Source organism: Micromonospora sp. C81 (assembly GCF_018070425.1).
GTDB lineage: Bacteria > Actinomycetota > Actinomycetes > Mycobacteriales > Micromonosporaceae > Micromonospora > Micromonospora zamorensis.
The window spans coordinates 275,146-289,546 of the sequence record NZ_JAGPXS010000006.1 but is presented as its reverse complement, the minus strand read 5'-3'; the positions used below and the strand labels follow the sequence as shown (position 1 = coordinate 289,546).

General features: G+C 74.2%; 1 protein-coding gene. It reads right to left on the bottom strand.

Annotated features, from left to right (window positions below):
- Nucleotides 1-11 precede the first annotated feature (11 nt).
- Nucleotides 12-14,390 (bottom strand): type I polyketide synthase, encoded by a 14,379-nt coding sequence (locus KBX46_RS32520; RefSeq protein WP_247667464.1) that lies wholly within the window; start codon nt 14,388-14,390, stop codon nt 12-14.
- Nucleotides 14,391-14,401 lie beyond the last annotated feature (11 nt).

Sequence of the window (14,401 nt, the reverse complement as noted above, 5' to 3'; positions counted from 1 at the left end):
GTGCGAGCCGGTCAGGACGCGCCGAGGCGGCGGTCGATGAACGCGAAGAGCTCGTCGTCGCTGGCTTCGTCGAGCGTTTCGGTAACCGGTGCGGCCGCTCCGGTCACCTCGGCCCACTGGCCGGTGAGTGCTTTCAGCCGGGCCGCGACGCCGTCGCGTACGGCCAGTTCGGCGACCTCGTCCGGCAGGAGGGCGGTGAACGCCTGCTCCAGCCGGGCCAGTTCGTCGAGCAGACGCGGCGTACGGGCCGGGGCGAGCGTGCTCAGCAGGTGGTCGGCGAGAGCGCGCGGCGTCGGGTAGTCGAAGGTGAGCGTCGCCGGCAGGCTGAGCCCGGTGGCGGCGTTGAGGCCGTTGCGCAGTTCGACGGCCGCGAGCGAGGTGAACCCGAGGCCGGTGAACTCCAGGTCCGGGTCGACGGTGTGCGCCGCCCCGTCGCCGATCGTGGCGGCGACCTGGGTGAGGACCACGTTCAGCGCCGCCTCGCTGCGGCCGGCGGGGTCGGTCGCAGCGAGCTGCTCGGCGAGCGTACGGTCCGGTCCGCGCCGGCTGGCCCGGCGCTTCGGTGCCTCCCGCAGCAGGCCGCGCAGCACCGCCGGCACACTGGCCGGGGTGGCTGTCGGGTCGAGCCGCAGCGGCACCAGGGCCGGTTCCGCGGCGCCGAGGCTCAGGTCGAACGCGGTCAGGGCCTGGGTCTCGGTCATCGGCAGGATGCCCGTGCGGGCCATCCGGGCCAGGTCGGCCCCGGCGAGGGTGGCGGCCATGCCGGCCGCCCACGGTCCCCAGGCCAGGGAGGTGCCGGGCAGGCCGGCACGCCGGCGGTGGGCGGCGAGGGCGTCGAGGAACGCGTTGGCGGCGGCGTAGTTGCCCTGCCCCGGGCCACCCACGACGCCGGCCGCCGAGGAGAACAGCACGAACGCGGTCAGGTGCCGGTCCCGGGTCAGCTCGTGCAGGTGCCAGGCGGCCTCGGCCTTGGGGCGCAGGACCGTGGCGACGCGCTCGTCGGTCAGCGCGGTGACTACGCCGTCGTCGAGCATCCCGGCGAGGTGCACGACACCGGTCAGGTCGGGGAGGCCGTCGAGCACCTTGGCGAGCGCGGCGCGATCGGCGGCGTCGCAGGCCACCACTGTGGCGGTGGCTCCGGCGGCGGCGAGGTCGCGGACGAGAGCGTCGGCGCCCGGTGCGTCGGGGCCCTGGCGGCTGAGCAGCACCAGGTCGGTGACGCCGTGCCGGGTGACCAGGTGGTGGGCGATGACAGGGCCGAGCCCACCGAGGGCACCGGTGATCAGCACGGTGCCGGTGCCCGGGCCGGCGGCCTCGTCGCCGCTCGCCACGTACGGCGTGAGGACGGGGGTGAAGACGCCGTCCACACCGATGGCGATCTGGGACTGTTCGGCTGCCGCCGCGGCACGGATCTCCTCCTCGCCGGTGCCGGGTTCGGCGTCGACCAGGGTGAACCGGCCGGGGTGCTCCGACTGGGCGGCGCGGACGAGCCCCCAGACGGCGGCTCCGGAGAGGTGGGTGACGTCGCGGCCGGTGGCGCCGGCGGTGACCACGGTGAGGCGGGTGTCGTTCGCGATGGCCGACTGGAGGGCGCTGAGCGTCCGGGCGGTCGCGGTGCGGGTGGCGGCCAGGGGGTCGCCGCCGTCCGCCGCGATCCGCAGGATCACGGTCTCGGTGTCGCCGGTGTCGGGCAGGTCGATCGGCGTCCAGTCGAGGCGATGCAGCACCGACGGCGGCGCGTACGCCCGCAGTCGCAGGGCGGCCACGGAGGCGACCGGGTCGCCGACGGCGTCCGCCAGCGTGACCTGGACCGCGTCGCCGACGCTCAGGCGGACCTGGGCGGCGGTGGCGCCGGGCTGGTGGACGGTGACCCCGGACCACGCGAACGGCACCTTGGCGGCACCGTCGCCGGTGTGCTCGCCGAGGCCGAGGGTGTGCAGGGCCGCGTCGAGCAGGGCCGGGTGGATGCCGTAGCCGCCGGTGTCCACCTCGTCCGGCAGGACGACGTCAGCGTGCAGGGTGCCGTCGGTGTCGCGCCAGGCGGTCCGGACCCCCTGGAACGCCGGGCCGTAGTCGAGGCCGCGTCGGAACAGCTCGTCGTAGAGTCCGTCCACGTTCAGCGGTGCCGCGGCGGCCGAGCGGCCCACCGGGAGGGCCAATGCGTCGTCGGTGGGAGCGAGGGTGCCGGTGGCGTGGGCGGTCCAGGTGGTGCCGTCGGTGCTGGAGTGGATGGTGACCGGGCGGCGGCCCTCGTCGGTGGCCGCGCCGACCCGTACCTGGATCTGGGCGCCACCCTCGTCCAGGATGAGCGGGGCGGCGAGGACCAGGTCGTCGAGGCGGTCGCCGGTGCCGGCGGCGAGGGCGGCTTCCACCAGCGCGGTTCCGGGCACCAGGAGGGCGCCGTCGACCCGGTGGTCGGCGAGCCACGGCACTGTGGCGACCGACCAGTGGCCGGTGAGGACTCGTTCCCCGCCCGCCTCGGCGAGGGTGACGGCGGTGTCGAAGAGCGGGTGGCCGGTGCGGTCGCGGCGCGCGGCGGCGGCCGGGCCGGCGGGCCAGTAGCGGCGGTGCTGGAAGGCGTAGGTGGGCAGCTCGATGAGGCGTCCGCCGGGGTGGCACTGTGCCCAGTTCACCGCGACGCCGCGCACGAAGGCCTGGGCCAGGGCGGTGAGCAGCGAGGTCGGCTGGTCCCGGTCGGAGCGTTGCACGGGTACGAACACCGCGTCCGCCACACAGTCAACGCCCATCGCGGACAGGACCCCGTCCGGGCCGATCTCCACGAACGTGCTGACACCTGCGGACTCCAGGGTGGCGATGCCGTCGGCGAACCGCACGGCCTCCCGCACGTGCCGCACCCAGTAGCCGGCGTCCTGCGCCTCCGCGACCTGCCCGGTCACGTTCGACACCACCGGGATCCGGGGTTCGGCGTAGGTCAACCTTGCCGCTACCTGAGCGAACTCGGCGAGCATCGGCTCCATCAGCACCGAGTGGAACGCGTGGCTGACCCGCAGCCGCTTCGACTTCTTGAAGTTCGCCGCCACCGCGGCGACCTCGTCGGCGGCCCCGGACAACACCACCGAACGCGGACCGTTGATCGCCGCGACCGACACCCCGTCGGTCAGCAGCGGCAGCACCTCAGCCTCGGTGGCCCGCACCGCGACCATCACCCCACCGGACGGCAGGGCCTGCATCAGACGACCTCGGGCGGCGACCAGCTTCGCCGCGTCGGGCAGGGACAGCACCCCGGCCACGTGCGCCGCGGCGATCTCACCGATCGAGTGCCCCACCAGGTAGTCCGGGGTGACGCCGAACGACTCGACCAGCCGGAACAGGGCGACCTCGACCGCGAACAGCGCCGCCTGCGTATAGGCCGTCTGGTCCAGGGCCTGCGCGTCGTCGGCGATCACGTCGCGGATCGGGCGGTCGAGATGACGGTCCAGCTCCGCGCAGGCCGCGTCGAACGCCTCGGCGAACGCCGGGAACGACGACGCCAACTCCAGACCCATACCCGGCCGCTGCGACCCCTGGCCGGAGAACACGAACGCGAGCTTGCCGTCGACCACGTCACCGGTCACCAGGCCGGGATCCGTCCTTCCCTCGGCGGCTGCGTCGAGGGCGTCCCGCCCGAGCACCACCGCCCGATGGGGGAAGGTGCCGCGCGTGCTGAGGGTGTGCCCGATGTCGGCGGGGTCCAGTCCGGGATGGCTCGTCAGGTGGGCCAGCAGCCGGGTCGCCTGGTCGCGTACACCGTCGGTGGTGGTCGCGGTGAGCGGCCAGATCGTCGGCCCGGTGTGCGGCTGCCGGGGTGCCGGGGTGGGCTCGGGAGCGGCTTCGAGGATGACGTGGGCGTTGGTGCCGGAGACACCGAACGACGAGACGGCGGCGCGGCGGGGACGGCCGTCCACCGTCCACGGCCGTTCCTCGGTGAGCAGTGCGACGGCGCCAGCGGACCAGTCGATGTGCGGGGACGCATCGTCGGCGTGCAGGGTGCGCGGCAGGACGCCGTGCCGCATCGCCTCGATCATCTTGATGATGCCGGCGACACCGGCGGCGGCCTGGGTGTGGCCCATGTTCGACTTGATCGAGCCGAGCCACAGTGGTCGGTCGTCGGGGCGGTCCTGACCATAGGTGGCGAGCAGGGCCTGCGCCTCGATCGGGTCACCGAGCACCGTGCCGGTGCCGTGCGCCTCGACGGTGTCGACGTCGGCGGCGGCCAGGCCGGCGCTGGCCAGTGCGGCCCGGATGACCCGCTGCTGGGCGGGACCGTTCGGGGCCGTCAGACCGTTGGAGGCGCCGTCGGAGTTGACGGCGCTGCCGCGGATGACGGCGAGGACCGGGTGGCCGTTGCGGCGGGCGTCGGAGAGGCGTTCGACCACGAGCATGCCGACGCCCTCGGACCAGCCGGTGCCGTCGGCTCCGGCGCCGAAGGACTTGCAGCGACCGTCGGCGGAGAGCCCACGCTGGCGGGAGAACTCGATGAAGGTGCCCGGGGTGGCCATCACGGTGACCCCACCGGCGAGCGCCATCGTGCACTCGCCGCTGCGGATCGCCTGGATGGCCAGGTGGAGCGCCACCAGGGAGGACGAGCAGGCGGTGTCGACGGTGACCGCCGGGCCTTCCAACCCGAAGGTGTACGCGATCCGGCCGGAGATGACGCTGCCCGCGTTGCCGATGCCGAGCAGACCCTCGACGGCGTCGCCGTCGGGGTCCAGGCGGGACACGTAGTCGTGGTACATCACTCCGGCGAAGACGCCGGTGCGGCTGCCGCGTACGGTCGCCGGGTCGATGCCGCTCCGCTCGAAGGCCTCCCACGAGGTTTCCAGCAGCAACCGCTGCTGGGGGTCGGTGGCGAGGGCCTCGCGTGGGCCGAGCCCGAAGAACGGGGCGTCGAAGTCGGCTGCGTCGGCGAGGAAGCCACCGGAGCGGGTGTACGAGGTTCCGGGGTGGTCCGGGTCGGCGTGGTAGAGGCGGTCCACGTCCCAGCCCCGGTCGGCGGGAAAGTCACCGATCGCGTCGCTGCCGGACTCGACGAGGCGCCACAGGTCCTCGGGTGAGCTGATCCCGCCGGGATAGCGGCAGGCCATACCGACGATGGCGATGGGCTCGTCGGCCCGGACGGGCGCGGTGACCTCCGGGGTGCCGGTCAGGTCGGCGCCGAACAGCGTCTCGTGCAGGTGGGCGGCGAGAGCGGCCGGGCTCGGGTGGTCGAAGACGAGGGTGGCCGGCAGCCGCAGGCCGGTTGCCGCGTTCAGGCCGTTGCGCAGCTCGACGGCGGCGAGGGAGTCGAACCCGGTCTCCTGGAACGCCTTGCCTGGGGCGACGGCCTGACCCGAGCCGTGGCCGAGCACGCTCGCGACGTGGGTGCGGACCAGGTCGAGGAGCGCTTCGCGCTGCTCGGCCGGGCGTAGGGCGCCCAGCCGCTGGACCAGGGAGGCATCACCGGTGGCGGCCCGGGCGGTGCCACGCCGCCCGGCCCGGACCAGGTTGCGTAGGAGCGGGTGGACGGTGGTCGGCGCGGTCCGCCCGGAGGTGAGCCGCAGCGGAACGACAGCGGTGCGCTGACCGGCCGCGTCGAGGAGGCCGAGGCCGTCCTCGGGTGTGATCAGGGCCAGTCCGCCACGGCTGATCCGCTGGACGGCGTCCGGGTCCAGGTCGGCGGCCATGCCGGCGGCCCAGGGTCCCCAGGCGAGCGAGGAGGCCGGGAGCCCGGCGCGGTTGCGCAGGTCGGCCAGGGCGTCGAGGAAGGCGTTCGCGGCCGCGTAATTGGCCTGGCCGGGGCTGCCGAGCAGACCGGCCGCCGAGGAGAACATCACGAACGCGGTCAGCGGGTGCCCGGCGGTGAGTTCGTGCAGGTGCCAGGCGGCGTCGACCTTTGGTCGGAGCACCGCGCCGAGTCGCTCCGGCGTTAGTGCGGTGACCACACCGTCGTCGATCACGCCGGCGATGTGGACGACCCCGGTCAGGCTGCCCGCGCTGCCGATCACCGCGGCGAGAGCGTCGCGGTCGGCCAGGTCACACGCCAGGACGGTGCTGGTCGCGCCGAGCGCGGCGAGTTCCGCGGTGAGGTCGGCGGCTTCCGGGGCGTCCGGGCCGCGGCGGCTGAGCAGCAGCAGGTCGGTGACGCCGTGACGGGTGACCAGGTGTCGGGTGACCAGCCGGCCGAGGGTGCCGAACGCGCCGGTGACCAGGACCGTGCCGGTGCCGAAGTCGTGGCTGGCGGCGGGTTCGGTGACCCGGGCCAGTCGGGGTGCGCGCAGGGCGCCGTCCCGGATCGCGATCTGCTCCTCGCCGGTGGCGAGCACCGCGCCCAGTTGTTCGTCGCCGTCGGTGTCGATGAGCAGGAACCGGCCGGGGTTCTCGGTCTGGGCGCTGCGGACCAGGCCCCAGACGGCTGCGGCGGCCAGATCGGTGACCGGGTCGCCGGGAGCGCAGCCGACCGCGCCGCTGGTGACGATCGCGAGCCGGGTGTCCCGTTCGACGGCGTCGCGCAGCGCGGCCAGGACGGCGGCGGTGGTGGCATGGGTGGCGGTGACCGGGTCGGTGGGGTCGGTGGGGGGTACGCGCAGCACCTCGGTTCCGGTGCGGTCGGACGTGCCGGGCGCCTCGACCGGGATCCAGTCGAGGTGGTGCAGGCCGTCGGTGCTGGCGGTGCGCTCGGCGTAACGGCGCAGCACGAGGGAGTCGGCGGTCAGAAGTGTCCGGCCGACGGTGTCGGTGAGGTGGACACTGACGGCGTCGGTGCCGACGTCGGCCAGCCGGACCCGGGCGGTGACCGCGCCGGCAGCCCGCAGGCTGACGCCGGACCACGCGAACGGCACCCGGGCCTGACCGTCGTCGCTGCCCAGGACGCCGAGGCCGAGCGGGTGCAGGGCGGTGTCCAGCAGCGCCGGGTGCACGCCGTAGCGGCTGCCGTCCACCGTGTCGGGCAGCTCCACCTCCGCGTACACGGCGCCGTCGGTGCCCAACCACGCCTGGCGCAGCCCGCGGAATGCGGGCCCGTAGTCGAGGCCCCGGCGGCGCAGGGCGTCGTAGAGGCCGGTGGTGTCGATCGCCTCGGCCCCGGCGGGCGGCCAGGTGGTCGGCGTGGTGTCGTCGGCGCGCCCGGCGGTGCTGAGGGTGCCGGTGGCGTGGGTGGTCCACCGGTCGCCGTCGGAGCTGGCGTGGATGGTGACGGCGCGGTGGCCGGAGTTGTCCGCCGCGCCGGTGCGTACCTGGACCTCCACCCGTTGCTCGCCGAGGATCAGCGGGGCGGCGAGGACGAGATCGTCGACCTGGTCGCAGCCGACCTCGGCACCGGCGGCGAGGGCGAGTTCGAGCAGTGCGGTGCCCGGGACGACGACGTCGCCGGCGACCTGGTGGTCGCCGAGCCACGGCAGAGCGGTGCGCGACCAGCGGCCGGTGAAGATCCGTTCGTCGCCGTCGCCAGCGAGGGTGAGCATGCCGCCCAGCAGCGGGTGGTCGACCGCGTCGCCGTTGCCGGTGACCGTGGCCGCGGGCCAGTAGCGCTGGTGTTGGAAGGCGTAGGTCGGCAGGTCGATCAGGCGTCCGCCGGTCAGGCACTGCGTCCAGTCGACCGCGACGCCGCGCACGAAGACGTGGGCGAGGGCGGTGAGCAGGGCGGTCGGTTGGTCGCGGTCAGAGCGTTGCACGGGTACGAACACCGCGTCCGTGACGCAGTCAGCGCCCATGGCCGACAGGACCCCGTCGGGGCCGATCTCCACGAACGTGGTGACACCTGCGGCCTCCAGGGTGGCGATGCCCTCGGCGAACCGCACGGCCTCTCGCACGTGTCGCACCCAGTAGCCGGCGTCCTGAGACTCCGCGATCTCCCCGGTCACATTGGACACGACCGGGATCCGGGGCTGCGCGTAGGTCAACGTTTCGGCGACCTGGGCGAACTCGGCGAGCATCGGCTCCATCAGCACCGAGTGGAACGCGTGGCTGACCCGCAGCCGCCTGGACTTGTCGAAGTGGGCGGCGACTGCGGCGACCTCGCCTTCCACGCCGGAGAGCACCACGGAACGCGGGCCGTTCACGGCCGCGACCGACACCCCATCGGTCAACAGCGGCAGCACCTCCGCTTCCGTGGCCCGCACCGCCACCATCACGCCACCGGCCGGCAGGGCCTGCATCAACCGACCTCGGGCGGCGACCAGCTTCGCCGCGTCCGACAGGGACAACACCCCGGAAACGTGCGCCGCCGCGATCTCACCGATCGAATGCCCCACCAGGTAATCCGGAGTCACACCGAACGACTCGACCAGCCGGAACAACGCCACCTCGACCGCGAACAGCGCCGCCTGCGTGTAGACGGTCTGGTCCAAGGCCTCCGCGTCGTCGGCGATCACCTCGCGCAACGGACGGTCGAGATGACGGTCCAGCTCCGCGCAGGCCGCGTCGAACGCCTCCGCGAACACCGGGAACGACGACGCCAACTCCAGACCCATGCCCGGCCGCTGCGACCCCTGGCCGGAGAAGACGAACGCCAGCCTGCCGTCGACCACGTCACCGGTCACCAGGCCGGGATCGGTCAGCCCGCCGGCCGCCGCGTTGAGAGCGTCCCGCCCGAACACCACCGCCCGGTGCGGGAACGAACCGCGCCGGGTGAGTGAGTGACCGACGTCGACCGGATTCGCGTCGAGGTACGGCAGCAGCCGCCCGGCCTGTGCGCTCAGCGCGGCCGGCTCGGCGGCGCCGAACGTCCACGGCACCGGCACCGGCAGCGTCGCCGGCACGAGCACGGCCTGCGGCTCTGGGGCGACCTGCGGCTCCGGCGTCGGGGGCGCTTCCAGGATCGCGTGGGCGTTCGTGCCGCTGATGCCGAAGGAAGAGACCGCGGCGCGGGCCGGACGGTCCACGCCGGGCCACGGCTGGGCCTCCGTGAGCAGGGACACCGCCCCGGAGGACCAGTCGACGTGCGGGGTGGGTGCGTCCACGTGCAGCGTGCGCGGCAGCACCCGGTGCCGCATCGCCATGACCATCTTGATGATTCCGGCGACACCGGCCGCCGCGACGGTGTGCCCGATGTTCGACTTGACCGAGCCGAGCCACAGCGGTCGACCGGTCGGGCGGTCCTGGCCGTACGCGCTGAGCAGGGCCTGCGCCTCGATCGGGTCGCCGAGCCGGGTGCCGGTGCCGTGCGCCTCGACCGCGTCCACGTCGGCCGGGGTGAGGCCGGCGTCGGCCAGTGCCGCCCGGATGACCCGCTGCTGGGCGGGGCCGTTCGGGGCGGTCAGACCGTTGGAGGCGCCGTCCTGGTTCACGGCGGTGCCCCGGACCACGGCGAGGACGCGGTGACCCTTGCGGACCGCGTCGGAGAGCCGTTCGACCAGCAGGAGCCCGGCGCCCTCGGACCAGCCGGTGCCGTCCGCGCCCGCCGCGAACGACTTGCAGCGCCCGTCGGCGGACAGACCCCGCTGGCGGGAGAACTCCACGAACGCGTCCGGGCTGGCCATCACCGTGACGCCGCCGGCCAGGGCCAGGGAGCACTCGCCGGACCGCAGCGAGCGGACCGCCAGGTGCAGCGCCACCAACGACGACGAGCAGGCGGTGTCCACTGTGACGGCCGGGCCCTCCCAGCCGAGGGTGTACGCGATGCGGCCGGAGGTGACGCTGGCCGCCGTTCCGGTGAGCCGGTAGCCCTCGACGCCGTCGGCGATCTGGTCACCGGTGCCGTAGCCGGAGAAGGACGCCCCGACGAAGACACCGGCGGGCTCGCCACGCAGGCCGGCGGGGTCGATTCCGGCCCGCTCGACCGCCTCCCACGCGGTCTCCATCAGCAGCCGCTGCTGCGGGTCCATGGCCAGTGCCTCGCGCGGTGAGATGCCGAAGAAGGCCGCGTCGAAGCCGGCGACGTCGGCGACGAAGCCGCCGGCCCGGGTGTAGGAGGCGCCGGGCTGGTCCGGGTCCGGGTCGTAGAGGGAGTCCAGGTCCCAGCCACGGCCGGTGGGGAAACCGACGATCGCGTCGGTGCCGGACTCGACGAGCCGCCACAGGTCCTCGGGTGAACCGACGTCGCCCGGGTAGCGGCAGGCCATCCCGATGATGGCGATCGGTTCGTCGGAGACGCCGACGGCCGGCGCGACGGTGTTCGCGGTGCGATCCGCGCCGGACAGCAGGGCGTCCAGCTCGGCGGCCAGGACGGCGGCGTACGGGTAGTCGAAGGCGACGGTGGTGGGCAGGCGCAGGCCGGTCGCGGCGGCGAGGCGGCTGCGCAGTTCCACGGCGGTCAGCGAGTCGAAGCCGAGTTCCCGGAACGGGCGGTCGGCCGGGACCGCGTCGGCGGACTCGTGGCCGAGGACCGCGGCGGCCTCGCTGCGCACCAGGTGCAGCAGGTACGCGCGGCGCTCCTCGACGGTGCGGCCGGCCAGGAGATCAGCGGCCGGACCGCTGGGCTGTGCCTCGTCCGGCGCGCTGGCGAGCAGCGGCGTGAGCAGAGGGCTGTCGCGTCGTACCGTGAAGGCGGGTCCGAAGCGCGACCAGTCCACGTCGGCGACCACGACAGTGGCGTCGCCGGCGGAGACGGCGTGGGCCAGCGCGGCGATGGCGCGGGTCGGGTGCATGGCGGTGATGCCGCGCCGGGCGAGGTGGGCGGAGACGTCGGCGTCGGCCATGCCGCCGCCGGCCCACGGACCCCAGGCGATCGCGGTGGCGGGCCGACCGTGGGCGGCGCGGCGGGCGGCGAGGGCGTCGAGGTACGCGTTCGCGGCGGCGTATCCGCCCTGGTCGCCGCTGCCCCACACGCCCGCGATCGACGAGAAGAGCACGAAGGCGTCCAGGTCGTCGCCGAGGATCTCATCGAGGTGTCGGGCACCGAGCACCTTCGCGGCGCCGAGTTCGCTGATGTCGGCGGGGCTCAGGCCGGTGAGCGGGGTCAGGTGGGCGACACCGGCGGTGTGCACGACCGAACGGACCGGTGTGCCGTCCGCGCGGAGCGTCGCGACGAGGGCGGCGAGGGCGTCGCGGTCGGTGACGTCGCAGGCTGCGGCGGTGATCTGGCACCCGGTTTCGGCCAGTTCGGTGGTCAGGGCGTCGAGGCCGGGCGCGTCCGGGCCACGGCGGCTGACCAGGACGACCCGGTCGGCGCCGGAGTGCGCGGCCCAGCGGGCGACGTGGGCGCCGAGCGCCCCGGTCCCGCCGGTGACCAGGACGGTGCCGGTCGGCTGCCAGGGTTCGGCGGCGGTGGCGGGTGCGCGGTCGATGCGGCGGGCGTGCAGGCCGTCGGCGCGGACCGCGATCTGGTCCTCGCCGGTGGTGCCGGTCAGGACCGCGACGAGCTGGTCGGTGACGTCCCCGGCCAGGTCGACGAGACCGCCCCAGGTGTCCGGGACTTCGAGGGCGGCCACCCGGCCGAGGCCCCAGAGCGCGGCCTGGGCGGGGTCGGGCGCGATGCCGTCGGTTCCCGTGGTGACGGCGCCGGTGGTGACGGTCCAGATCGGTGCGGTGCTGCCGGCGGTGGCCGCCGCGCTGATGAGGGTGAGCAGGCTGGCCGTGGCGTCAAGGTCGCCGGTGCGGGAGGGCACGTGCAGGATGCCGGCCAGCCCGTCGGTGATCTCCGGGGCGATGCCGATGTCCGGGGTGGCGCCGTGCCGGGTCAGCAGGTCGTGCAGCTGCTGGGCGGTCGGGTCCGCCGGGTCGGCGACAATGCCCCACCGCCCGGCGAGGGCCTCGGTGGGCGCGACGTCGACGGGCTGCCAGCTCTCCCGGTAGCGCCACTCGTCGGGCGTGCCGCTCACGGGTTTCGGCAGGTCGGGCCAGAAGTAGCGGCGCTGGAAGGCGTAGGTGGGGAGATCCACAGTGCGAGCGCCGGGGTGGCACGGCGTCCAGTCCACCGGTACGCCGCGCACGAAGACCTGGGCCAGCGCGGTGAGCAGCGCAGTCGGTTGGTCCCGGTCGGAGCGTTGCACAGGTACGAACACCGCGTCCGCCACACAGTCCGCGCCCATGGCGGACAGGACCCCGTCGGGGCCGATCTCCACGAACGTGCTGACCCCCAGGCCTTCCAGGGTGGCGATGCCGTCAGCGAACCGCACGGCCTCCCGGACGTGCCGCACCCAGTAGGCCGCGTCCTGCACGTCGACGATCTGCCCGGTCAGGTTGGACACCACCGGAATGTGCGGCTGCGCGTAGGTCAACGTCTCCGCCACCTGTGCGAATTCGGCGAGCATCGGCTCCATCAGCACCGAGTGGAACGCGTGACTGACCCGCAGCCGCTTCGACTTCTCGAACTGGGCGGCGACGGCGGCGACCTCGCCTTCCACGCCGGACAGCACCACCGAGCGCGGACCGTTGACGGCTGCGACGGACACCCCGTTGGTCAGCAGCGGCAGCACCTCGGCCTCGGTGGCCCGTACGGCCACCATGACGCCACCGGCCGGCAGGGCCTGCATCAGGCGACCCCGGGCCGCAACCAGCTTCGCCGCGTCGGGCAGGGACAGCACCCCGGCGACATGCGCGGCGGCGATCTCACCGATCGAGTGCCCGACCAGGTAATCCGGAGTGACGCCAAACGACTCGACCAGCCGGAACAGGGCGACCTCGACAGCGAACAGGGCGGTCTGCGTGTAGACGGTCTGATCCAGTTCGGTTCCCTCGGCGATCACGTCGCGGATCGGCCGGTCGAGGAGACGATCCAGCTCCGCGCAGGCCGCGTCGAACGCTTCCGCGTACACCGGGAACGTGTCGTGGAGATCCAGACCCATGCCGGGCCGCTGCGACCCCTGACCGGAGAACACGAACGCGAGCGGGCCGCGCGTGACGGTGTCCCGCACGGCGCCGGCCGTGCCGCGTCCCTCGGCGAGCGCCGTCAGCGCGGCGAGCCGTTCCGCGGGGTCGGTCGTGGTGATCGCGGCGCGGTGCCGCAGACCGGCGCGGGTGGTGGCCAGCGAGTGCGCGACGTCACCGGGGTCGGCGTCGCGGTCGGTGAGGTGGCGGGCGAGGCGGGCCGCCTGGGCGTACAGGGCGGCGTCGTCGTGGCCGGAGAGCAGCAGCGGCGCCGGGACGGTGACCGCCTCGCGGGACGGCTCCTCGTCCCCGGGAGGGGCCTGCTCGACGATGACGTGGGCGTTGGTGCCGGAGACGCCGAACGCGGACACCCCGGCCCGGGCCGGGTGGTCGCCGGACGGCCAGGGACGGGCCTCGGTGAGCAGCTCCACCGCACCGGTCGACCAGTCGACATGCGGGGTGGGCGCATCGACGGACAACGTCTGCGGCAGGGTGCGGTGCCGCATCGCCATGACCATCTTGATGATCCCGGCGACACCGGCGGCGGCCTGGGTGTGGCCGATGTTCGACTTGACCGAGCCGAGCCAGAGCGGGTCGCCCGCTACCCGGTCCCGGCCGTAGGTGGCGAGCAGCGCCTGCGCCTCGATCGGGTCGCCGAGCACGGTGCCGGTGCCGTGCGCCTCGACCGCGTCCACGTCGGCGCCGGTGAGCCCGGCGTTCTCCAGGGCTGCGCGGATGACCCGCTGCTGGGACGGGCCGTTCGGGGCGGTGAGGCCGTTGGACGCGCCGTCCTGGTTGACAGCGGTGCCGCGGATGACGGCGAGGACCGGGTGGCCCAGCCGGCGGGCGTCGCTGAGCCGTTCCACCAGCAGCAGCCCGACTCCCTCACCCCAGCCGGTGCCGTCGGCAGCAGCGGCGAACGACTTGCAGCGGCCGTCCGCGGCGAGCCCGCCCTGTCGTTCGAACTCCTCGAACGCGCCGGTGGTGCACATGACGGTCGCCCCGCCGGCCAGCGCCATCGTGCATTCGCCCTGCCGCAACGACTGGACCGCCAGGTGCAGCGCGACCAGAGACGACGAGCAGGCGGTGTCGACGGTGATGGCCGGGCCCTCAAGGCCGAAGAAGTACGACAGGCGGCCGGAGACCACGGCGGCCGCGTTTCCGGTGAGCAGGTGCCCCTCGTCGGCGATCGGCGTACGCATCAGCACCGACGCGTAGTCCTGCGTGTTGGAGCCGACGAAGACGCCGACCTGGCGGCCCCGCAGCGAGAGCGGGTCGACGCCGCCGCGCTCCAGGGCCTCCCAGGCCGTCTCCATGAGCAGCCGCTGCTGCGGGTCCATGGCGACGGCCTCGCGCGGCGAGATGCCGAACAGCGCCGCGTCGAACTCACCCGCCGCGTCCAGGAAGCCGGCCGGGCGGGCGTACGAGGCGGCCGGGTCCCAGCCGCGGTCGTCCGGGAAGTCGGACAGGGCCCCGGCGCCGTCGGCAACGAGTCGCCAGAGGGCCTCGGGCGAGTCGACGCCGCCGGGGTACCGGCAGGCCATTCCGACGACGGCGATGGGTTCCCGCTGCGCCTCGGTGAGTCGGCGGTGCTGGTGGCGCAGACGCTCGTTCTCCTTGAGGGAGGAGCGCAGTGCCTCGACGAGCTTGTCGTTGGAGGTGGCCATCATGAGCTCCG